The sequence below is a fragment of the Streptomyces sp. NPDC051018 genome (assembly GCF_044456085.1).
Taxonomy (GTDB): domain Bacteria; phylum Actinomycetota; class Actinomycetes; order Streptomycetales; family Streptomycetaceae; genus Streptomyces.
On record NZ_JBITFN010000051.1, the window covers coordinates 1 to 1,456 of the forward strand.

The window sequence follows — 1,456 nt, forward strand, 5'->3', positions numbered from 1 at the left end:
GGCGGATTCAACTGGTCGTCGCAACACCTCGTAGGCATGGAGGTGTTGGATGGTGCGTCGTCAGCAGGCAGCGGACCGGGCGCTGCGTCCGAAGCTGAGGTCTCCGGGGCATCCGAAGTATCAGCGTCATGTCGAGGCGGCGTTCTGGACGGAGATCGCCAAGGGCCTTCTGCCTGAGGAGGCCGCCGCCGTCATCGGCGTGGCGCCGGCTGTCGCGACGCGCTGGTACCGCCAGTGTGGCGGCATGCGACCGTTCGATTCGAAGCCGCCCTCGGGCAGGTACCTGTCGTTTTCCGAGCGAGAGGAGATCGCGTTGCTCAGGGCCCAGGGCAAGGGGGTGCGCGAGATCGCTCGAGACGTCGGTCGTAATCCAGGCACCATTTCCCGCGAGCTGCGACGCAACGCCGCCACAAGAAGTGGGAAGCTCGACTACCGGGCGTCGGTGGCGCAATGGAAAGCAGATATGGCGGCCCGGCGTCCGAAGACAGCGAAATTGGTCGCCGATCCGAGGTTGCACGCCTACGTCCAGGAGAGGCTGTCCGGCCAGATCACCACATCGGGCGGTATGCCGATCGCGGGGCCGGAGACGGGTTCGTGGACGGGGCGGAACAAGCCGCATCGCAAGGATCGTGCGTGGGTTCAGGCATGGAGCCCAGAGCAGATCGCGAACCGGATCAAGGTTGATTTCCCGGATGATGAATCCATGCGCATCAGTCACGAGGCGATCTACCAGGCCCTCTACATCCAGGGCCGCGGTGCGCTGAAACGCGAGCTCATCCTGTGCCTTCGGACCGGACGCGCTCTGCGGGCGCCGCGGGCGCGTTCACGGCGGAAGACCTGGGCGCACGTCACGCCGGAAGCGTTGATCAGTGAGAGGCCCGCCGAGGCCGAGGACCGCGCTGTCCCCGGCCACTGGGAAGGGGATTTGATCATCGGGCTGGAGCGTTCCGCGATCGGCACCGTTGTCGAGCGGTCGACCCGGTTCACCATGCTGGTTCATCTGCCCCGCGAAGAGGGATACGGCACGATTCCTCGAACGAAGAACGGCCCCGCACTGGCCGGCTACGGATCGATCTCCATGAAGAAGGCACTCGCCAACACGATGTCGATGCTCCCCGAGCAGCTGACGCGATCGCTTACATGGGACCGTGGAAAGGAAATGTCGGCCCACACGCAGTTCAGGGTCGAGACCGGTATCCCCGTGTTCTTCGCCGATCCGCACAGCCCATGGCAGCGAGGCACGAACGAGAACACCAACGGACTCCTGCGCCAGTATTTCCCGAAGGGCACCGACCTCTCGCGCTGGTCCGCCGAAGAAATCGAAGCCGTTGCTCACGCACTGAACACCAGACCCCGCAAGACACTTGGTTGGAGGACCCCGGCCGAGGCATTCAACGAGCAGCTACTCTTGCTCCAACAAGCCGGTGTTGCAACGACCGGTTGAGTCCAAGCAATA

1 protein-coding gene is annotated in these 1,456 nt (G+C 64.3%); it reads left to right on the plus strand.

The window, feature by feature from the left end; genetic code table 11:
* The first annotated feature begins 49 nt into the window (after positions 1–49).
* On the plus strand, positions 50–1,444 hold the full coding sequence (locus ACIBCM_RS35260) for an IS30 family transposase (RefSeq protein ID WP_399250534.1): 1,395 nt from the start codon (positions 50–52) through the stop codon (positions 1,442–1,444).
* The last annotated feature ends 12 nt before the right edge of the window (positions 1,445–1,456 follow it).

Coding starts and splice junctions, on each gene's coding strand:
- ACIBCM_RS35260 (WP_399250534.1), top strand. CDS start 50: ATGGTGCGTCGTCAGCAGGCAGCGGACCGGGCGCTGCGTCCGAAGCTG.